General features: G+C 59.7%; 15 protein-coding genes and 2 pseudogenes. 9 read left to right on the forward strand and 8 right to left on the reverse strand.

All coding sequences use genetic code 11. The annotated features are described in order from the left end of the window. Window positions 1-89: 89 nt before the first annotated feature. From AC07VO_RS06175 to AC07VO_RS06205, 7 genes and pseudogenes are all read right to left on the reverse strand, one after another. Complete coding sequence (locus tag AC07VO_RS06175) at window positions 90-533, reverse strand: CopD family copper resistance protein (protein ID WP_018927767.1); 444 nt, start codon at window positions 531-533, stop codon at window positions 90-92. A 54-nt stretch (window positions 534-587) separates the two neighbouring features. Further along, window positions 588-1034 (reverse strand): molybdopterin synthase catalytic subunit MoaE, encoded by a 447-nt coding sequence (gene moaE, locus AC07VO_RS06180; protein WP_192351147.1) that lies wholly within the window; start codon window positions 1032-1034, stop codon window positions 588-590. A 4-nt stretch (window positions 1035-1038) separates the two neighbouring features. Beyond that, window positions 1039-1284 carry a MoaD/ThiS family protein gene (locus AC07VO_RS06185; RefSeq protein WP_018927765.1) on the reverse strand — a complete coding sequence of 82 codons (246 nt, stop codon included), beginning with the start codon at window positions 1282-1284 and terminating at the stop codon, window positions 1039-1041. Next, entirely contained in the window at window positions 1281-1754 is a 474-nt protein-coding gene (gene moaC, locus AC07VO_RS06190; RefSeq protein ID WP_026286545.1) for a cyclic pyranopterin monophosphate synthase MoaC, read from the reverse strand. Before moaC ends, AC07VO_RS06185 begins: the two co-directional genes overlap by 4 nt. Before the next feature lie 116 nt (window positions 1755-1870). Further along, window positions 1871-1993, reverse strand: a pseudogene (locus AC07VO_RS06195) (aldo/keto reductase); the annotation flags it as partial. A gap of 34 nt (window positions 1994-2027) precedes the next feature. Beyond that, window positions 2028-5048, reverse strand: a complete 3021-nt coding sequence (locus AC07VO_RS06200; RefSeq protein WP_310391344.1) for an EAL domain-containing protein — start codon at window positions 5046-5048, stop codon at window positions 2028-2030. After that, window positions 5036-6055, reverse strand: coding sequence for a substrate-binding domain-containing protein (locus AC07VO_RS06205; protein ID WP_192351311.1), 1020 nt, complete (start codon window positions 6053-6055; stop codon window positions 5036-5038). The genes AC07VO_RS06200 and AC07VO_RS06205 overlap by 13 nt, the downstream gene beginning before the upstream one ends. Before the next feature lie 657 nt (window positions 6056-6712). Between AC07VO_RS06205 and AC07VO_RS06210 the strand changes: the two genes are divergently transcribed. The 9 genes and pseudogenes from AC07VO_RS06210 to AC07VO_RS06250 all read left to right on the forward strand — a co-directional run bounded on the left by AC07VO_RS06210 (window position 6713) and on the right by AC07VO_RS06250 (window position 15859). Beyond that, window positions 6713-8914, forward strand: a complete 2202-nt coding sequence (locus AC07VO_RS06210; protein ID WP_192351143.1) for a type VI secretion system Vgr family protein — start codon at window positions 6713-6715, stop codon at window positions 8912-8914. An 11-nt stretch (window positions 8915-8925) separates the two neighbouring features. Further along, a complete protein-coding gene (locus AC07VO_RS06215; RefSeq protein WP_192351141.1) occupies window positions 8926-9372 on the forward strand; it encodes a DUF6484 domain-containing protein in 447 nt (148 codons plus the stop codon). Window positions 9373-9387: 15 nt separating this feature from the next. After that, complete coding sequence (locus AC07VO_RS06220) at window positions 9388-10500, forward strand: DUF2169 family type VI secretion system accessory protein (RefSeq protein WP_192351139.1); 1113 nt, start codon at window positions 9388-9390, stop codon at window positions 10498-10500. Further along, the gene (locus AC07VO_RS06225) at window positions 10497-11537 is read left to right on the forward strand and encodes a hypothetical protein (RefSeq protein ID WP_192351310.1); all 1041 of its coding nucleotides are present in this window, start codon (window positions 10497-10499) and stop codon (window positions 11535-11537) included. The genes AC07VO_RS06220 and AC07VO_RS06225 overlap by 4 nt, the downstream gene beginning before the upstream one ends. Beyond that, window positions 11537-12712 carry a PAAR-like domain-containing protein gene (locus tag AC07VO_RS06230; protein ID WP_018927754.1) on the forward strand — a complete coding sequence of 392 codons (1176 nt, stop codon included), beginning with the start codon at window positions 11537-11539 and terminating at the stop codon, window positions 12710-12712. The genes AC07VO_RS06225 and AC07VO_RS06230 overlap by 1 nt, the downstream gene beginning before the upstream one ends. Window positions 12713-12741: 29 nt before the next feature. Then, the gene (locus tag AC07VO_RS06235; RefSeq protein WP_019578536.1) at window positions 12742-13650 is read left to right on the forward strand and encodes a WD40/YVTN/BNR-like repeat-containing protein; all 909 of its coding nucleotides are present in this window, start codon (window positions 12742-12744) and stop codon (window positions 13648-13650) included. Window positions 13651-13672: 22 nt separating this feature from the next. Then, entirely contained in the window at window positions 13673-14938 is a 1266-nt protein-coding gene (locus tag AC07VO_RS06240) for a TIGR02270 family protein (RefSeq protein ID WP_192351137.1), read from the forward strand. 32 nt (window positions 14939-14970) lie between these two features. After that, window positions 14971-15197: pseudogene (locus AC07VO_RS06245) on the forward strand (LysE family translocator); the annotation flags it as partial. Window positions 15198-15358: 161 nt separating this feature from the next. Next, window positions 15359-15859, forward strand: coding sequence for a helix-turn-helix transcriptional regulator (locus tag AC07VO_RS06250; RefSeq protein WP_018927751.1), 501 nt, complete (start codon window positions 15359-15361; stop codon window positions 15857-15859). Window positions 15860-15916: 57 nt separating this feature from the next. On the opposite strand, the gene AC07VO_RS06255 is transcribed toward AC07VO_RS06250, so the two are convergent. After that, the gene (locus AC07VO_RS06255) at window positions 15917-20971 is read right to left on the reverse strand and encodes a trifunctional serine/threonine-protein kinase/ATP-binding protein/sensor histidine kinase (RefSeq protein WP_310392634.1); all 5055 of its coding nucleotides are present in this window, start codon (window positions 20969-20971) and stop codon (window positions 15917-15919) included. Window positions 20972-21324: the final 353 nt, after the last annotated feature.

Below are 21324 nucleotides of genomic sequence, written 5' to 3' on the forward strand. Positions count from 1 at the left end.
CAGTGTCGGAGCCTGGCGACCCATGCTCCTTGATTTGCATCAAGCGCGAGCGAAGTGCTTGTCGCGCAACGGACACCAGGTAAGCCCAGTCACCACGTCAGGTAAAACATCCACTTGGCCAACAGCACAATGACAACCATGTGGCAGAACAGGCTGCCATGGATGAAATGCAGGTATCGAGCACTCATCCGGCCACTTTTGAACAAAAACATGGCGACCAGGAAATGCAGCAGTACGCTGACGGCCACCACGATTTTCAACATCAGCAACGTGCCAAACGATGAGGCCATTGGTGTGGCAAGGACCGGTAAATAGCGCAGCCAGACCATCCCCAACCCGGCACCGAACAACACCAGCAAGACCCATGGAATCAAGGTGCGTGCACGTCGACCGACACCCTGCTCGACCAGTAACATGACCTTGACCGGCAGTTGTTTGCGGATACTTTCAAGGAACAGGACTTCGAAGAATACCGTGCCGATGAAAATCATCGCGGCAAACAGGTGCAACGTCAGAAACAGCGGATAGAGCATGGGATTCTCGCTCTCAATACAGCTGAACACGTTCCACTCACCGCGAGGGAAACGTCACTCCCATCGTTGCGCCGCCTCGCGATCACTGTGGCGAGCCTCGACCCAATGGGAACTCTCGGCCACCTGTTCTTTCTTCCAGAATGGCGCTCGGGTTTTCAGGTAATCCATTACAAACGCACAGGCATCAAAAGCCGCTTGACGATGACTGCTGCTGACGCCGACAAAGACAATGGGGTCTCCCGGTTGCAGCGCGCCGATTCGATGGATCAGCACCAGTCCGAGCAACGGCCAGCGCTGCCGGGCTTCGTCGGCGATCTTGCCCAGGACCTTTTCGGTCATACCGGGGTAATGTTCAAGAAACATCCCGGCGACTTCTTGTCCGACGTTGGTGTCACGTACATACCCGACAAAACTCACCACGGCACCGACATTCAGGCTCAAAGCCTGCAGGGCATTGATTTCGGTGCCGGGGTCGAAGCGCTCTGTCTGCACTCGAATCATCGAATCACCCTCCCGTTACGGTTGGGAAAAAACCCACTTCATCACCGTCTATCAACGGCTCATCGAGCCCACACATGTCCTGATTGCGGGCACACATGAGGTTCTGTTCGGCCAGCACCTGCCAGACGCCAGACCGATGTATCAGGTGCTGACGCAACTGATCGACAGAAGTGAAATCACCTTCAATCGTTTCATCGTCCAGGCCAAGCGTTTCGCGGTACCGCGAGAAATACAAAACATTCAGCTTCATTGTTGCGGCGCCTGATACCAGCCACTTTTACCACCCTGCTTCTCCAACAGCCGCACCGATTCGATACTCATGCCCCGGTCCACGGCCTTGCACATGTCATACAGGGTCAAGGCCGCCACACTGGCGGCGGTCAGTGCCTCCATCTCGACGCCGGTCTGTCCGGACAGCTTGCACCGAGAAACAATGCGTACGCGTTGGTCACCTTCAAAACTCAACTCAACGTTAACACTGCTCAGAAGCAGCGGATGACAGAGCGGAATCAACTCGCTCGTGCGTTTGGCCGCCTGAATGCCGGCGATCCGCGCTACCGCAAATACATCACCTTTAGGGTGAGCACCACTGGCAATCAGTTGTCGGGTCTCGGCAAGCATATGAACCCATGCCTCAGCCACGGCTTCTCGGGACGTCACGCATTTATCCGTAACATCGACCATTCGCACGCGTCCCAGTGAGTCGAGGTGAGTCAGCATCAATTCAGTCATGAGCAATAAGCCTTGCGCTACCAACAGTCGGTTTCAGCGCAGAATACAGAGCAGGCCAACTGATGCCGTTGACATCAATCAAGTAATCCAGACAACGCCATTGCTCAACCGATTTCCATGGTGCGTAAGCGCGACTCCGAAGCTGCAATCAGCCCGTCTACTTGTGCCGGAGGGCGAGCTCCGATAATGACACCCGTCACTGCCGGTTTGCGAAGTACCCAGGCGATCGGCTTCTGACACAACAGCGTTTTCACTAAGTCATTAACGCCCGGGCATTGGACTGCGTGGACGTTTTACATCGCGTTTTCGCCTTACCGTGTCAGGGCTGGTAATGCGGCTCGGTTGAGGTAATCGGGGCGTGCGCAGTAACAGACTGATTTCCTCTGCGCTGACCGCTCTGCTGAAAAAGTGGCCCTGAATTTCATCGCAGCCGTTTTCACGCAGGAAGGTTTGCTGCTCTTCGGTTTCGACACCTTCGGCTATGACCTTGAGGTTCAGTTGGTGCCCCAACGAAATCACTGCGGTAGCGATGGCTTTGTCGTTCTCGTTGTCGGGCAGATCGTGCACGAAAGACTGGTCGATCTTGAGTCTTGCGATGGGGAAGCTTTTCAATGCCGCGAGGCTGGAGTAGCCGGTGCCGAAGTCGTCGATCGACAGACTGATCCCCATTGATTGCAGTTCCTTCATTTTGCTGATGGCTTGCTGAAGGTCTTGCATGATCAGACTTTCGGTCAGCTCCAGCTCAAGGTACATCGGGTCCAGTCCGGTCTCTTGCAAGGCATGCCTCACCCGGTCGATCAGGTCCCTTTCGATGAACTGGCGTGCTGAAATATTCACCGACATGGTGATCGGCGGCCAGCCCGCATCCTGCCAGTCCTTGTTCTGTCTGCACGCGGTATGAATCACCCAATCGCCTATGGGCACGATCAACCCGGTCTCTTCGGCCTGCGGAATGAATTTGACTGGAGACACCATGCCGAGCTCGGGGTGCTGCCAGCGGATCAGTGCTTCTACGCCGATAATCTGACCTGTCTGCAAATCCACCTGCGGCTGGTACAGCAGCAGGAACTCGTCATGGTTGAGTGCGTTTCGTAGCCCGTCTTGCATGGCGAGCTTGCCCTGATCCTTGTTATTCATCTCGCTCGTATAGAACTGGTAACTGTTGCGACCCAGTTCCTTGGCCCGGTACATGGCGGCGTCCGCATTGCTGAGCAACGTGTCGGTATCGCTGCCGTCGGCTGGGTAGGTGGCCAACCCCATGCTGCAGGTGACGTGGAGTGTATGCCCGCTGAGCTGAATCGGCCGCAGGATGGCTTCCTGGATCTTGTGCAGGGCTGGAGTAACGCCGTCGAGGTCTGAGGGCTGGTCGAACAGGATGATCACAAACTCGTCGCCACCCAGTCGCACGACGGTGTCGGTGCGGCGCACACACTCCTGCATGCGCTGGGCGACGGTTTTCAGCAGTACGTCTCCAGCGCTGTGCCCAAGGCTGTCATTCACCAGTTTGAATTTGTCCAGATCGAGAAACACCACCGTCACCAGCCGGCTGTAGCGCTGGGCATAAAGTATTGCCTGCTTGAGACGGTCTTCGAGCAGGGTGCGATTCGGCAGCCCGGTCAGTGCGTCATGGTCGCCCATATAGCGAATGCGCTTTTCGGTCAGTTGGCGTTCTATCGCAATACCGGCAAGAGGTGTCGCCATGTCGATCAGTCGCGTCTCGGTCGAGCTGGGGCTGCGGACGGTGTTGGAATACAAGGCAAACGTACCCAATACCTTTCGTTCATGGGACAGAATCGGCGTCGACCAGCAGGCACGAAATCCATAGGGCGCAGCGGCTGATCGGTACTCCTCCCACAGCGGGTCCAGCTCGATATCCGTGACGATGACCGGTTCTCGTCGATACACCGCGGTGCCGCAAGAGCCTACGTTTGGACCGATCGCAATCCCGTCAATGAGCTGGTTATAGGCTTTCGGCAAACTGGGGGCAGCCCCGTGCAGCAGGTGTTTGCCATCCTCATCCAGCACCAGGATGGACACCATCATCCCCTCCAGTTGGGACTCGACCAGGTGAGCCAGGCTCTCGAGGACTTCTGCAAGCTCGGTGCTCCTGGCGATCAGCTCCAGGACATGACCTTGTCCGGCACGGATGATGGCCTCTTGCTCTAATCGGTTGTTTTGCAGGGCGAGCCGCTCTGTGGCGATACTCAATTGGACCGTCTTTTTTTCCAGCTGAAGACGGTCTTTGAGGAATTGATTCACCGCGCGAGCCATGTTGCCGATCTCGTCTTTCCCATGTTCCACCATCATCAAATGCGTTTTGTCAGTGCGTTCCTGACGCAATTGCCGGCTTATTTCATTCAGGCGCACAAGCACATGACGGCCCATGAAGACCCGGGTCACGAACCAGGCGAACACCAGGCTGGCGCCCAACATGATCAGCACCCATTGCTGGCTACGATTTGAGGCCTCGACCAGGCGCTGCACGGCTTCGCGATAGTCTTCGGTGTAAGCACTGGATTGCGCACGGGCCACCGCGACCAGAACCCCGGCCTCATTCTTCAGTTCCTCATTGAAGCGCTGTATGACGTTGCGCTGATTGATGAGTCTCAGGCGCAGGGAGAAGAGATCGGCCGTCTCCACATCAGCGTCGGGTAATTTGCCTGCGGCGCGTGACAGGCGCTCATATCGGATCCGCAGCCGTTGCACGGCATCGCTGTCATTAGCCTGCGGCAGATCGAAAAGTAACACCGCCAGTTCCAGGCTGGCCCGGGTCTGGGTCGCGGTCAACCGGGCAGCGTGATCCTCCAGGGCTTGCTCGAAGGTGACCTCGGTCTGCAACAGGCTTTCTCGCAGTTGCGCAACGATGTTGGCGGTATTGCGGAACATCTGACTCGACTGATGCATGTCGAGTATCGCCTCGCCACTGTTCGCGGCAGTCAGCTCCTGCACCAGTTGATCAAGGGCTTCAAGCTGTTCGACGGTCGCCGCATAGCTTGAACGCAGGGCGTCGGGGGAACGGGTTGTCAGAAGCTGATCGGTCTGGCGTTCGATCAGCAAGGTCCGCTGCACCATGTCTTGCCCATTTTGCATGCGCACCAGTCGTTCATCCGTCAGCTGGCGGGTGGCGCTGTTTGACGTGCGCAACGCGTAGACCGCTGTGGCACCACCCGCCAGGATCAGCAGCGCCAGCGTCAGGAACGCCAGTGTGAACTGGGCGCGCAACGACTGCGGCAATAGCCGGCGTCCGAGCCGGGAAATAGCGTCCAATGTCAGGGATTCCATAGGTGGCGATAGATGTCTCGATAGCCATTGTCAGGGTCGTACTGAAATTTCTTCCCGCCGTCGAAGGCAATATTGTCGGCATTGACCAAGTGAATCGGTGCTACGAAGCCGCTCACCGGCTGCCCTGCAAACAACCGGTTCAATTCATCCATCACTTGCCAGCCATGCAGGTTGAGCGGCTCGGCCACGGTGACGGTCTGGTAGGTTTTTGCCTGTATGCGCAAGAAAGCCGAAGCGCTGCCATCACCGGCAGATAACAGACTGATGCCGTCACTGGGCATTGCGGCGTTGGTCAATGAGGCAATCGAGTAGTCGAAATAGATATCGTTGATGGCCAGCGTGTGGGTCCAGCGCTTGCCATAGCGCTGAAGCAGCTCCTTGGTGAGCGCCGGCATCTTCTCGCCACTTTCGGAGATCGCCACATCGCGCACTTCCAGCAACGTACATTCTCGACAGGCCCGAATGACGTTTTCCATGGCCTTGGCTTTCGCCATGGCGATGCTGTATTTGGAGTCGGTCAGGATGACCACGCCGGCGTGTCCGTTTGACTGTGCCACTGCCGCCATGGCCGTGAGGCGAGCCACTTCGAGCGGGTCGGTCGTGACGTTCATGGCCACCGGCGTGCCGTCAATCGGCCCGGGGCGTGCCCCGGCGTGCCAGCCAACCACCGGCACATCCCTGTTGGCGAAGAGGATCAGCGCCGCATTGTTCTCAAGGGCATCGGAACCGCACAGAATGAGGCCGTCGGGTTTCTCTGCCAGGGCATCGGAGAAGGCCTTTGCGCGCCCGGCCGATGATCCAGCGCCATCGAATATCTTCAGCGTCCAGCCCATCGCCTTGGCTGCCTCGCGAGCGCCCTGCGCGACACCAACGATGCCTCCGTTACGCAAATCCTCTGCGACAAGGGCGATGCTCTTGCCCCGCTGGGCTTTCGGGCCGGATTCTGGGCCGCTCCAGCGAACGGCTTCGAGGGTGGCCCTGGAAACGATTTCCTGCGCTTGAATCACCGTTACCGTGGCGTTTTCGACACCTGCCGCGGTTGGCAGGTTCTGGCCGTATCCGGGTGTTGCCGTGAAAAGACAGAAAACCGTAATTGAAGCCATCAGGAGTAGCCAGGGCCTGAGTAACCAGGGCCCGATCAGACAGGTTCGATCACCGTATGGAATGCCGGGTGTGGAGCCGATGGCGCGATCATAGTCTGGCATGGCGTCCCTTTTTGCCAAGAGTGCAGCGTTCACTATCCGAAAGGATAGTCGGTTCTGCTGTCATCAGGTCTTCGGTAGTTAAAAGTGCGCGAACTTTAGTTTTACAGTACTCATCCTTTACGCAACTTTGAAAGATGCTCTTCATAAGCACGACTGAATTCGCGCCTGAATAAATTGCGCGGGTACTCACTTTTTAGAATAAATCCTATAACCAAAGATACTAAATAATGACCTCCGATCACCGATCTTGAAACGCCTCGGTGTTCACCCCACTGGTCGGAGAGTTTCTTGACAAGAATTGAACAGCGCTAACACTTCCTTGAATTGTAAGGATTAGAGATAACGCCAAAGAGGCGTTGGGCAAAAGGTTAATCCGCTGAAAACGGATTCAGTCGTACGTTGCGTTATGTATTCGAGACGGCCGACTGACGCCCAAACACGAGGCAGAGGAAGCCGTGCATGGCAATCACGCAAAACAACCGTTTGGTGCAGGTCAACTGCCCCCTCGGCGGCGATGTCCTGCTGCTGCGGAGCATGGAAGGCAACGAAGAATTGGGGCGGTTGTTCCACTACGAATTGAACCTCACCTCCGAAGACCGGGCGATCACGTTCGACCATTTGCTGGGCAAGCCGATGGGCCTGACCCTGGAACTGCACGACGGCGGCAAACGCTACTTCCACGGCATTGCCTGCAGCTGTCGACAACTGACCGGCCATGGCCAGTTCGCCGGCTACCACGTCAGCCTGCGGCCCTGGCTCTGGCTGCTCACGCGCACCTCGGATTGCCGGATTTTCCAGAACAATACGGTGCCGGACATCATCAAGCAGGTGTTCCGCGACCTCGGTTTTTCCGATTTCGAAGACAGCCTGAGCGGCAGCTACCGCCAGTGGGAATATTGCGTGCAGTACCGCGAAACCAGCTTCGATTTCGTCAGCCGCTTGATGGAACAGGAAGGGATCTATTACTACTTCCGCCATGAGCAAGCGCGTCATGTACTGGTGTTGGCCGACGCCTATGGCGCCCACTCCACGGTGGCAGATTACGACTCAGTGCCGTTCTACCCGCCCGATCGGCAAATGCGCGAGCGCGATCATTTCTACGATTGGCAACTGACGCGGGAAGTCCAACCCGGTTCGCTGGAGCTCAACGATTACGACTTCCAGCGCCCCCGCGCCAACCTTGAGGTGCGCTCCAGTGTGTCGCGCAGCCACAGCAACGGCGACTACCCGCTCTACGACTACCCCGGTGAATACGCACAGAGCAATGACGGCGAGCACTATGCGCGTACCCGCATCGAAGCCATCCACAGCCAGTTCGAGCGCGTACAACTGCGCGGCCGTGCCCGCGGACTGGGCTCCGGCCACCTGTTCTCGCTGACCGGCTATGAGCGCGAAGACCAGAACCGCGAATACCTGGTGGTCAGCGCGCGCTACCACATCCACCAGGAGCCCTATGAAAGTGGCACCCAGGATCTCTCCGAGCAGTTCGTGGGCGAACTCGCTTGCATGGATGCCAGCCAGGTTTTCCACCCCCTCCCCCTGACCCCCATGCCGATTGTCCGAGGGCCACAGACCGCGGTGGTGGTCGGCCCCAATGGCGAGGAGATTTGGACCGACCAGTATGGCCGGGTCAAAGTGCACTTCTACTGGGATCGCCACGACCAATCCAACGAGAACAGCTCCTGCTGGATGCGCGTCTCCCAGGCCTGGGCCGGCAAGAACTGGGGGGCGATGCAGATCCCGCGAATCGGTCAGGAAGTGATTGTCAGTTTCCTCGAAGGCGACCCGGATCGGCCGATCATCACCGGCCGCGTCTACAACGCCGAACAGACCGTGCCCTACACGCTGCCGGCCAATGCCACCCAGAGCGGCGTGAAGAGCCGTTCAAGCAAGGGCGGCTCACCGGCCAACTTCAATGAAATCCGTATGGAAGACAAGAAAGGCGCGGAGCAACTGTTTATCCACGCCGAGAAGAACCAGGACATTGAGGTCGAGAACGACGAGACCCACTGGGTCGGCCACGACCGCAGCAAGAGCATCGACAACGACGAAACCGTGCACGTCAAACACGACCGCACCGAAACCGTCGATAACAACGAGACCATCACCATTGGCGTCAACCGTACGGAACGCGTCGGCAGCAACGAGACCATCAACATTGGCAGCAACCGCACGATCAGCGTCGGCGCCAACGAAACCGCGACCGTGACCCTGCAGCGCACCCATGCGGTAGGTATCAACGAGACGATCGCCATCGGCGCAGCGCAGGAAGTTGTCATCGGTGCCTTTCAAACGGTGAATGTCGGGGCCTACCAAAACGTCAATGTGGGCCTCTACCAGTCGACCAATGTGGGCGCCAACCGCTCGGTGGACGTGGGTGCCAATCTTTCAACCACGGTAAAGGCAAACGAATCGCGCAAGGTCGGTGCAGGACGCACGACCGATATCGACAACAACGATGCGCTGACGGTGGGCAAGGACCTTGTCATCGATGCCGGTGACTCGGTGACCATCACCACCGGCAAAGCCAGCATCGTCATGAAGAAGGACGGCACCATCAGCATCCGCGGCAAGGACATCACCATAGACGGCTCTGGCGCGATCAACATCAAGGCCAACAAGAACGTGGTGATCAAGGGACGCAAGATCCTGCAAAACTAGGAGTCACGCGTATGACGGTTCAATACCCACTACCCACCCAGGCCCGCATCGATGGCGTGGTCATCGGCGTCCTGCTCGACCTGCCGCAGGCCAGTGCGCCCCTGGTGACCTACCCCGGCTGCCCCGAGGAACAGAGCATCGCCGCCCGCAGCACCACCCTGCTCGCCCCTGAGGACATCGGCACCCAGGTAGCGCTGATGTTCGAAGATGGCGACCCTTTCCGCCCGCTAGTGATCGGCCGCCTGCTTGGCCAGGCCGCGGCGCCCGCACCGGTTGCCTGCGTGCAACTGGACGACCAGCGCCTGGAATTGAGTGCCGACCGCGAGATCGTGCTGCGTTGCGGCAAGGCCAGTATCACCCTGACCCGCGCGGGCAAAGTGATTATCCAGGGCGCCTACCTGTCCAGCCGCTCCAGCGGGGTCAACCGCATCAAGGGTGGTTCGGTGCAGATCAACTAGACAGGTATTCGGCCCATGGAACTGCTCAACGCCAGCAAACTGCTTGCTGCCTATACCCAGGGCATGGAGCCCGATGGCCGCGAATCCTTGGTGGTGGTGGTCAAAGGCACTTTCAATCTGCCGCTGGACGGCCGCGCGGCGACCCTCGCCGACAGCCAGCAACCGCTGCTGATGGCCGATACCTTCCTCGGCGAGCCTGGTCTCAGCACCCCGCTGCAGGAAATGGACTTCGCCCCGATCAAGCCATTCTGCGATGTGCTGGTGCGCGGCAAGGCCTATGCCCCAGGCGGGCGGCCCGTGAGGCAACTGGCTGCGGGCATTCGCGTCGGTCAGATGAGCAAAGCCTTTTCCGTCCTCGGCCCCCGGCAGTGGCAACCGGGGCTGTTGGGCGTTTCTCCCGGCTTGCCGCAGCCCTTCACCGAGCAGCACATCTCTTATGCCCAGGCCTTTGGCGGCAGTCATCCGATGGCCAAAGACTCCGAAATGCGTCACTGCTACCTGGACAATCCAACCGGTTGTGGCTGGTTCCCACGCCATATGGGTAGTGCTGACATCGGTGGCATGCCGATGCCGAACACCGAGGAATTGGGCAAGGCGATCGACAGTCCCTCTGGCGACTACCGTCCGATGGCCCTCGGCCCCATCGGCCGTAGCTGGCCGCAACGCGCCCGCTTCGCCGGTACTTACGACGAGGCTTGGTTGGCCCACTGCTTTCCGTTTCTGCCGGGCGATTTCGACCGCCGCTACTTTCAGGCGGCCCCTGACGATCAGCAGATCCACTATCTGCGAGGCGGCGAGGACGTGCTGCTGCTCAACCTCACGCCCCAGGAGCGCGCGGGCTTTCGCATACCCGAAATCGATGTGCCGGTTACTTTCTTCCTGAAAAAAGGCGGTCATGAGACTGTGCAGGCGGTGATCGATACCCTGCTGATCGACACCGACGCGCTCCAGGTGCAGCTGACCTGGCGTGTCGCCCGCCCGCTACGGCGCAACATGTTCGAGATCGCTCAGGTGCTGGTCGGCACGATGTCCACGGGCTGGTGGCGTGCCCGAGAACTGGGCAAGGATTACTACCCGTCGCTCTCCTCCCTGGTAAAAGACAAGCACGCACCCGAGGAGACGGACTGATGACCGCGCTTTGCATCATCGGCTCCGGCATGGTCAGTGCTGTCGGCCTCAGCGCACCCGCGAGCTGCGCGGCGATCCGCTGCGCCATCGACAATTTCCAGGAAACCCGCTTTATCGACCAAGGCGGCGAATGGCTGATTGCCGCCAGCGTGCCTTTGGAACAGCCCTGGCGCGGCCGCACCAAGCTGATCAAGATGGCCGCCCGGGCCATCGCCGAGGCGCTGCAAAGCACCCCCAACGTCGACCCGGAAAAGACCCCGCTGCTGCTGGGGGTGGCGGAAGTCGAGCGCCCCGGCCGCCTCGATGGTCTCGATAAGGGGCTGCTGCACGCCATCGAAGCCGAACTGGGCCTGCGCTTTCATCCCGGTTCCAACGTCATTGCCCGTGGTCGGGTCAGCGCTGCCGTGGCCCTGCTGAATGCACGCACGCTGATCTACCAGGGCGGCCATCGCCATGTGCTGATTGCCGGCGTCGACTCCTTCCTCAGCGGACCGACCCTGGCCGCTTTCGAAGCACGCGAACGCCTGCTCACCAGCCAGAACTCCAACGGATTTATCCCCGGCGAAGGCGCCGCCGCCGTGGTGCTGGCCGCCCCCGTTACCAGCAAAGAGCCGCTATTGGCCTGCATCGGCCTGGGGTTCGGTATGGAGAAGGCCACGGTGGAGGCCGAAGACATTCCCCTGCGCGCCGATGGCCTGACTCAAGCCGTACGCGCCGCCCTGAGCGAAGTCGGCTGTGGGTTGGAGCAAATGGATTATCGGCTCACCGACATCTCCGGCGAGCAGTACTACTTCAAGGAAGCGTCCTTGGCCCTGAGCCGCACCCTGCGCGTGCGCAAGGAGTTCTTCCACCTCTGGCACCCCGCCGACTGCATCGGCGAAGTCGGCGCCGCCATCGGCCCGGCGATGCTCGCCGTGGCCCTGGCCGCCAGCCGCAAGGGCTATGGCGAAGGCCCGAATATCTTCTGCCACTTGGGCAACGACGCCGGCGAACGCGCCGCCGCGATGCTCAGTTACCAGACTGTGAGGGCTGCGTGATGGCGAATGAGGTCTACGCCAACAATATGGAAGTTTCTTGCAAGGCGGCGGCTGGCAAGTCGATCGCCTGCTTTCCGGATGTCTGCTTCACCCCGCCTCAGGCGCCGCCCACGCCAACGGGAGTGCCCATCCCCTATCCGAATACCGGTATGGCCAAGGACACGACCAAGGGCAGTCGTACGGTGAAGATCAGTGGTAAGGAAGTGATGCTCAAGAACAAGAGTTACTTCAAGACCAGCTATGGGGATGAGGCCGGTTGCGCGCCGAAGAAGGGCGTGATCACCAGTAAGATCAAGGGCAAGGTGTACTTCACCTCCTGGTCGATGGATGTGAAGTTCGAAGGCGAGAACGTAGTGCGACACATGGACCTGACAACCCACAACCACGCATCATCACCTGGTAACACGCCAACGTGGATGCATGTGGATGCGATAGCGTTCGACACTAGCGAAGGCCAGGTCTGCAAAGACGAGCAAAACGCTGCCGAGGATAAATGCAAGGATGCGAAGATACGTCCCAAGCGGGAGACCGAGAGAGGCAACAAAGTACCGGATGGAATGGATTGCGACGATGAATGCAAGAAAGCCAAGGCATGCGTGCTCAAACCGAAAAAAAAAGACAAGAGTTTTTGCTGTCACCCGGAGATCACAGGTCACCACCTGATCGAGGTACATTGTTTCTCTAAGACGGGGGAACGTGGCACTGCCTTGACTGGCTTCGAGAAGTACAAGCAAGACAACGCGCCGTGCGTGTGTGCATCCCAGTCGCGCGACGACGGTACCCATGGAATCCTCCATGCGGTCCAGGGCCAGATGGAGGCGGCCCACAACGACGGTCCGGTGTTGCAATCCTGGCCGGACTCCGGTGACAAGATCAAACCAGGCAGCGACCAGCGACTACCCGCTAATGCCAAATGGACTTACAAAAATGCCCGTGAAGCAGGTGCACTTGCCCACAGTACGGCATTCCCTCATTGCAACTCGAAGTGCATAGCCAACCAGCTGGACGACTATCACCAGAAAAAATGTGACATGGAAGACAACACACCAGTGCGCAGCGATCCAGGCTCGGACAAGCGCTCTTCCGGCACGCTGACTGCCACGCAGCAGAACGCCGTCGACCAGGCGATCGAGGCCATCAAAGGCATCACATCCAACGCCCACTCTGCCGCTTAATTTTCAATTTCAAGAACGATAGGTTTGCTATGTCTAACGAATACTCCTTCCTTTCCGGCTTCATGCAGAGCCGCAATGTTGGTCGAGTCATCGCCCAAGTCGATGTATTGAAGGAAAGTGGCTCGACCGCCTCCAAACTGCTCAAGTGGGACAGGTCCCAGAACCGCTGGTTCTCCTTCAACCTCGAGTGGCACGCCACGCGAATCTGCGCAATTGAAGTACCGGAAATCATGGTTTTCGCTACAGGTCCAGACGGTATTGTGTCAGTCAGCACAATGGTTGGCTCAACCGAAGAAGAGATCGACGACTCGCTCGATGGCCCTGCTCGTCGCGGTCCTATTCGGGATCTGCAACTCATCAACGGTGTTCCCTACGCCACTGGCATGGGCCGCCAGGTTTACCGTCGCGAGGGACCAGCCAAATGGACGCGTCAGGACCAGGGAGTGGTTTTACCCAGAGGCGAGATTGAACTATGCGGTTTCAACTCCATCGACGGTATCAGAGAAGAAAATCTCTATGCCGTCGGATTCAATGGCGAAATTTGGCAACGCCTGGAAGGCAAATGGTTCAATCGGGAAAGTCCAACCAATCTCGTATTGCATCGGGTCAAGGTCGTTCGCGAAGACTTAGTGTTTGTATGCGGGCAGATGGGCACTTTGCTGCGTGGCGATGGTTCGCAGTGGGAAGCCGTTGGACAGGACGCAACCAGCGAAGACCTCTGGGGTATGGAGTGGTTCAACGGCGAGCTCTATTTGGCCTGTGATTCCGGTCTATTGCGCCTCGACGGCAATGACAATCTGGTTGCAGTCGACATGAATTTGCCCGGTAAGCCCAGTAGCCGCCATCTCCATGCAAATGATGGTGTTCTCTGGTCCTGCGGACCGAAGAACGTAGTCTGGACCGAGGATGGGCAGCGTTGGACCGAGGTGACCCCGTGATATCGACCCAGGCAGGCTTAGTTTGATATCCCTACCCATCATCATCGACCAACACGCCGAAGAAGCCGGCTTCCTAGCCGTCCTGCGCGACTATGCCCAGCGCGCGCCGCATTACGATCTGGATGACCTCAGCAAGCTCGACAGCCGCATCGACGCCCACCTCGACGGCCTTCGAATCGCCGGCACCACCGGCCTGGAAACCCTCCTGACCCAACTCGGCCCACACGCCATCGGCGAGATGTTCGCCAGTGCAGTACTGGCCTTCGAGGCGGGTAACGCGCAGGTGTTGTCACGGCTCAGCGAGCACTTGCGCAGTGCCGTGGATACAGAGCGCGGTTATCTGATGGCCTTGGGTTGGCTCGACTGGGAATGGATATCGCCCTGGATCGACCGCATGCTCGCCTCCCCTGAACCTCTGTTCCACCGCCTCGGCCTGGCCGCCTGCGGCATGCACCGCTACGACCCTGGCCCTGCCCTGCTTACCGGACTTTCCCACGCCGACCCAAGCGTGCTGGCACGTGCCGCCCGCACTGCCGGCGAGCTGCGTCGTCGTGACCTGATGTCGACAATTCGTGCCCACCGTCTACACCCGGATCCAGCCACGCGCTTCTGGGCCAACTGGGCCACCGCACAGATGGGCGATGAGCACGCCCTGGAACCGCTGCGCCAGTTCGCCGAGCAACCGGGCGAGTTCCAGTACCGCGCGCTCTGCGTATCGCTGGCCTGGCAAAAGCGTGAAAACAGCATCGCCTGGATACGCCAATTGATAGAGCACCCTGAGCAACAGCGCATCGGCATCCAGGCCATCGGGCTGCTGGGCGATCCGTTCAGTGTGCCCTGGTTGATCCAGCAGATGAGCGACCTGTCTCATGCCCGCGTCGCCGGCGAAGCCTTCAGTCTGATCACTGGCGCTGACCTGGCGCTGCTCGACCTGGAATTGCAGGACCTGCCGGATTTCGATGCCGGCCCGAACGACGATCCTGAGGACGCTAATGTCGCCATGGACCCCGATGAAAACCTGCCCTGGCCCGACCCGCAATTGATTGCAGCCTGGTGGCAGGCCCATGGAGGCGATTTCCAGGCGGGCATGGGCTATGTGCTGGGGCTACAGCAGAGCGAGAACAGTTACCGGCGCGTCCTTGTCCAGGGCCAGCAACGCCAGCGTATTGCGGCCGCCTTCGGCGTTGCTCGCTGGCGACCGAACGAAGTGCTGTTCCCCACCAGCGCACCCGCCTGGCGGCAAAAGATGTTGTTGGGGGAGCCAGCGTCGCTCGTTCGGCCCCTCTGAGGTTTTGCCAAAATAGAATGCAGCCCCTAAGCCCGCAGTTTGTCGACCCGCACCGCGGCTCAGTGAGTATCCAGATGCAGGTGTACGGCGTGTGATTTGCTGTACTTACGGCAGCTGGATTCGCGCTCATGGGCGCTTTCGCCACTACACTTTCCGGTTTTCTACGCCAGCGGCCACGACTTGTGAATGGTCTGACGTGGGGGCAGGAATGACGTTTGTGGCATCGGGGGTATCGATCGCGGCGCTCAGCCAAAAATAGAGCAAGGGACTCGCCCCGCTGAGCACCCTACGCGCGCGCGCCTCGTATGGCTTTAATCACCCACGCCGATCGGTCGCGGCGTTTCATAATTCTTAAGGTTTGATTAAGGACTTTAAAGGTCGCCGGCGGACAGACTTTCCCTAACGATCAGGAGAGCCGCCATGAACCCGCAATCGGTGAATTCAGACCATCCATGTGAACTTGCGAGACCGCTGGGCGCCCTGTCCAGCTGGCAAGAGCGCCGCGCCAAGGAACTGATGCTGCGTGATATGGGCAGTTGCGTTCGCATCAGCGAGATTGCCGAACACTGCAACCTTTCGCGCAGCCATTTTTCCCGGGCGTTCAAAAAAAGTACCGGACACTCACCCCAAGGTTGGCTGGTGAGGATGAAAATCGAAAAAGCCAAAAGCCTGCTGATCACCTCGATGCCGATCACCGACGTCGTCTATGAATGCGGTTTCGCGGACCACTCGCATTTCACCCACACCTTTAGCCGGCTGGAAGGGATGACACCCAAGGCCTGGCGGCGGGCCGTTGATCACGTGATCACAAACCGACGTCCCAACACACCAATGATTGATCGAGACATATCCGACAGGAGAATCCCCGATAGCGTGGTCGACGGCTTGCGACAACTTCGCGCGCAGGCGCTGCACGCGTGAACTGATCGAGGCCAACAGAACGAACTCCTCCCCTTTGGCCGCTCATGCGGCCTTTTTTTATCCGACGCTGGCCGCCGCGATCGGCAGATTGAAACAGATCCTGGCGCCCTGCTCGCTGTCCTGGACCACCAGCGTCCCGCCGTGCGCACCGATCACTGACCTGCAGATGGCCAGCCCCATCCCCATGCCGCTGCCTTTGGTGGTGTAGAACGCATCGAAGATTTGCTCGCGCTGTGGTGCGTCAATTCCCGGCCCATTGTCCTGGAAGCAGACTTGAACATGATCATCCTTGACCGCTGAGCCGATGATGATGCGTCCATCTGGCAACCCGGCTCCGACGATGGCTTCCTGCGCATTGGTGATCAGGTTGAACACCACTTGCTGGATCTGCACCGCATCGACCCAAACCGGGCATTGCGCATCAAGCCGGGTTTGCAGTTGCACGTTGCGGTTCGCCAGATCGGTGGCGGTCAGGCGCACGACCTCACCAATCAACTCGTCGATCTGCACCGGTAGCCGTTGCAACGGCGCCTGTTTGGCGAGCGCGCGAAGTGCCTGGACAATATCGGCGGCGCGGGCGCTGTCTGAGCGAATGTCTTCCAGCCCCTGAATCGCCTCTTCCAGATCGGGCTGATCGCGCTTAAGCCAGCGCAGGCTCGCCGAGGCGTTAGACAAGATGCCCAGCAGCGGCTGGCTGATTTCATGGGCAATTGAAGCAGACAACTCGCCCATGACTTTAAGGTGCGAGCTACGCGCCAGTTCTGCCCGGGAACTGCGCAAGTCCGCTTCCATTTGCGCACGCAGTCGGGTGTCTTCGACCAGCTGCGCATACAGCCTGGCGGTATGCAGTGACACGGCGGCCTGGGAGGCGAGTATTTCCAGCATGGTCAGGCGCTCGGCGCTGAACAGCTTGGGGACCAGGCTGTTTTCGAGATAGACCAGACCGATCAATGTGCCTTGTCTGAGCAACGGCAGGCACAACATGGAACGCGTCTGGCGCTGTAGGAGGTCGGCGCTGTAGGCCTCGGGACAATCTGCCCGGGCATCGTCGAGCACCAGAGTGTTGCGGGTGCGCTTGCTGGCGTTGAGCACCGAGGCAGGCGCCATCTGTTCGAGCGGCTGCCCGGTGTCCAGCGCGACCCGCACGTTGCCGGCCTCGACAGAAGCGGTTGCCGCGAGTTGCAGCTCGGCGCCGCTGACAATCATCAGAACGCCATGATCGGCACCCGCCTGAATCATCAGGTGGTTCATCAGGGTTTCGACCAGTCGTTCCAGCAATACCTCTTGCGAAAGTGCGCGCGCCGCCTCGATTCCCACTTCAAGATCGAGGCGGACCTGGGTCACAGGCCGGACAGGTTCGAACGACGACTCTGCGCTCAGAAACGGGTGCAAGGCTTCCAGCTGGCGGGCCTTGCTGTTGGCCCCCCAGAGGTTGTAACAGTCGCGCGCGACGCGCAGGTGGTGATTGGCACCCGACACCAGCCCGTTAGGTAAGCAGATATCGGCTAGCTGTTCATGCGCCAGCGCCTGCTCGTGGATGAAACCGGCCGCTGCAGCAGCTATCTGGGACTGATCAAAACAGCGGATGGCAACCAGCTCCTGACCGCGTAAACGGGCGATGACCCCTTCGATCAGCAGCAATTTGTTGCGAAAGGTTGCCGGGTTGAGCTCGACCCATGACAGAAACCGCAGACGTTGCCGTTCGAGTTGTTCCAGTTTATCGGCCACCTCCCCCGGTGCCTGCGCACTGCCCAGCGCCAGGCTGTAGAACAGGTAGTAATCGGCGAGATTGATGTGCGCCGGAATGGACCAGGTCAGCGCGGCCGCCTCTTCGAAACGCCGCAATGCGTAAGGGATATCGCCGTAGTAAAACGCGGACATGCCTGAATACAGCCACGTCCAGAACAGAGTCGGCTGTGACACGCTGGTGCGGTCGATGGGGCCGAAACGGTCATGTTCAGTGCCGTCCAGTTCGGTCAGCGGCCGGTGCTGACGCCCATCGCGCAGATCGCTGGCGTACGCCTGTTGCGCCAGCAGGATGCGTTCGATGTCGATATAGTGAAACTGACGCACCCAGGCCAGGCCATGCTCCAGTTCGCTCAACACTCGTTGTAAGGGTTCGCCCATGAACAACAGATCGGAGCCGATGTGGTTGCAGGCATAACAGGACATACCCAGATCACCGCCGGCCTGACCGCACTCGAATGCTGCGAACGCCTTCTGTCGGGCGTACGCCATCGGTCGGGTCCACGGGCTGACTTGATCAAGCGCCACCAGCGTACCTGTGCGTCCGGCTTCGTAGCCGTGTTTGTCAGTGAGTTCAAGGGCCACTTCGGCGAAGGACTGCCCGTCCACATACTCGCCATAGCGCTCGGCAATCATCACGCCAAACCAGGCAAACCCATAACCGCTGCTCGGCGTGGTGCCATGCATCAACGTAAGTTCGACCATTTTCGCCAAATGCAGAAAACGAATGTCGTCGTTGATGAAGAACGAGGAAATCAATGTGCTGAGCAACTCCATGGCCACTTCGACAAGCGGGTCATCGGCCTTGGGCAAATGCACCAGATCGGCGATGCGGCGCGCGCCCACGAGTGCGCGTACCTGGGCAAACACGAGGCTCAGCTGATCGTGCGAGGGCTTGCGCTGCAGGGGAATATCCAGCAGGGTCAACCCGGTCAACGCCTCGGTTATCGCACCCTCGTAATCGGAGTGCAACGTGCGCAAGGTGGCCCGTAACCGATAGGTTTTCGCGCGGTCGAGGGCTGTGGTGGCGTGATTCAGGCAGTCGTCGAGGCGGCGTTGGGCGCTGGCCAGATCGGCCAGCAGCATGTCACATTCGGCAGCCAGCCATTGGGTGGCGAACGCCTGAGTGTAAAGGCTCGACCAACCGGTCTGCCCGAGCAGACGCTCGGCCGTGCGCAGATAGCCCACGGCCTGCTCGACAGCCGCGGTGTCCCTGGCACGTTCGGCAGCTTCGACCAACAGCTCGACGAACGCGGCACGGCGATGCGCCTCCAGTTTATCCACGTCAATACGCTGAACCTGGCTGGCGACTTCAAATACACGCTCATGGATCTGCTCACCCCACTGATCAAGCATGGCGACGGCGATACGGGCATGCTCGGCGGCGCGTCCCGCTGGCGCAGCAAGCTGACAGGCTGCCTCAAGTACACGGTCGTGGGGAAACACCAGTTGCTCACGCTCACGCAACAGAAAACCGGCATCGACCAGACTTTGCACTTCACGGTTGATCTGTTGCTGATCACACGGTAACAACCGGTGCAGCAGCGATTCATCACAGCGCCCGCCGACATATCCGGCCGTGCGCAACACTTCGCGTTCCATCGGTGCCAGCCGTTCGAATCGCTGCACCATCAAGTCCGCGACGTTATCGGCGTAACGGTAACCATCCACCTCCTCCTGGTTCCAGACCCAGCGGCGACCGTGCACGTCGAAGCACACCAGACGTTCATCGATCAACGCGCGCAACACCTGGCTGATGAAAAGAGGGTTGCCGGCCGTCTTGTAGTGCACGACTGGTGCGAGCGACTCGATAGCCTCGGGGTCGGTGTCCAGTTCAGCGGCGATCAGTTCCGCGACTGCTGGCACCGATAGTGGACCCAGCATGACGCTTGTACAGGGTAACGATTGCCCATGCTCCAACACCTGCAGCAATCCACCCTCACGCTGGAGGGACTGCGATTCGGCCTCACGGTACGCCAGAATGAGCGCCAGATGCCGGGGCGGCCGGGCGATGAAGGCTTGCAAGAACGACAGCGTCGAGTCGTCGGCCCACTGCACATCATCTACGAATAGCACCAGGGGTCGTCCCGGCTGAGCGAAGACTTCCAAAACATCGAGCAGCGTTTGATTGGCGCGATCAAGCGCATGCCGGGCCGGCATGTTCGGCAGTTCAGGCGCGACACCGATGACCAGCTCGGCCTCGGGCGCCAGCTCCGCCAGGAGTTTGCCCCGTCCCTTGAGGCGTTCGATCAGTTGCTCGCCCAGCGTCTCCAGTTCCAGAGCCGGCTTGCCCAGCAGTTGGGTCATCAGCGACTTGAGGATCTCTGCCAATGGCGCATAGGGAATTTCCTGCTGCAGCAGATTGCTCTTGCCGCTGGCCCAGTAGCCGGGCGCCAAGGGCCGGACACCCTGGTGGATCAGCGTCGACTTGCCGGCACCCGGCGCGCCACCGATCAGCAGGACCCGGGCGATGCCATCGCTGCGCACTTGACTTATCTGCTCGATCAACTGCATGCGTTCGGCCTCGCGGCCGAACAGAACATCACCGCGGGCCGCAGAAGGCAACGCATCGAAGGCGCCTAGCCGAAACCCATCGATGCGCTCGTGCTCCAGCCACTGCTGTTGGCACCAGGCCAGATCCGCGGCCATCGACTCTGCGCGCTGATAGCGGGCACCCGGTTCCTTCGCCAAGCCTTTGAGCAGCACTTGGCAGATGCCTTCCGGCAGATCGGCAACATGAATTGCCGGTGATTGCGGTTGCACGGCGGCGTGCACGTGCAGCCATTGCGAGGGGTCGCGGGCGGTGAGCGGCAGTCGGCCGGTCAGCGCTTGATAGAGGATTACGGTCAGGGCGTAGATATCGCTGCGCGCGTCAAAACTGGCGGCATCGCGCCGTACCTGTTCGGGCGCCAGGTACGGCCATTGTTCCAGACCGGGCAACTCAGCGGTGGGCGCCTCTGCGGCATGACTGTGAAAACCCAGGAGTCTGACCGAATCGGTGGTTTCCACCATCAAATGGTGGGGCAGCAGGCTGGCATGGCGCACACCCGCGTTCTGCGCGCTGGCCAGCGCGTTGGCCGCCGCCACGGCGATGGCCAACAAGCGCCCCAGCGGCAGCCCGGCGTCACCGATCAGATCCATCAGCGGCGTCCCCGATGCGGGATAGATCAACAAGGGCCCCTCGGCCGAGCGGATAAACGCGACAGGTGCAATCGCCCATGCCGGATCCAGGCGCAGATGAAAATCGCGCTCCAGCCGCTGGCACGTGGCGGGCAGCTGAATCGGTGCCCGGGCGGCAAGCCAGTGTGTGCCCGACGGCCGGTCCTGAAGCGTGAACCAGGTCAGGTCATTTTCCCGGCGCAGCATGGAGAAGGTGCAGCGTTCCAGCCAGGCTTCATCGTGGACGACCTCAAGACTGCGGGAACCGGATGATGAGAGAGGACGGCTGGACATGAACAATCACCGCTGAAGATTCGTTTCGGGCTGAGCCCTGGAGTATACGCAAGGCTCTGGCCCAACGGCTGCATGCCGGTAATCCTGTCCGTAATCGGCACCATGATGGCTGTCTTGCTGCCCCGTTGCCGATGGTTTTTGCGCACTGAAATCACGGTGTGTTATCCCTCGGGATAATTGCATTATGCGGGGCCGTCCCCTAGCGTGTACCTCTGATGAATCGATGCTCCGGCGTCACTCTCCATCCACGCAGTGCAGAGGAACGC

The sequence above is a fragment of the Pseudomonas sp. GW821-FHT03E01 genome, assembly GCF_059420765.1.